1 pseudogene is annotated in these 253 nt (G+C 57.7%); it reads right to left on the bottom strand.

Annotated elements, in window-relative coordinates:
- Window positions 1-125, bottom strand: a pseudogene (locus AB3X94_RS42305) (transposase); the annotation flags it as partial.
- Window positions 126-253: the final 128 nt, after the last annotated feature.

Genomic DNA, 253 nt, shown 5'->3' with positions numbered 1-253 from the left:
AGGTTATAGGCCGTCATGTTCAACACGAACATCTGGTCCACCTTCTTCAAGCCGCGCACCATCACCTGGCGCATGCGCCCTACGGTCTTGGCCCAGCCGAAACCTTGTTCGATCAACTTCCGCTTTTCCACGCTGAAATGCTCCCCCGAGAGCAGGCACTTCTTCTCGGCGATGGCCACTACGGCGTTGAAGAATTCGATCACGGCATCGTGCTCCCGGTTCTTCGTGAAGACCGTGGGCACCCACACCTCGT

The organism is Paraburkholderia sp. BR10923 (genome assembly GCF_040948765.1).
GTDB lineage: Bacteria > Pseudomonadota > Gammaproteobacteria > Burkholderiales > Burkholderiaceae > Paraburkholderia > Paraburkholderia youngii.
Note: the sequence above shows the minus strand (reverse complement) of the source record. Positions and strands in the feature narration are given on the sequence as shown.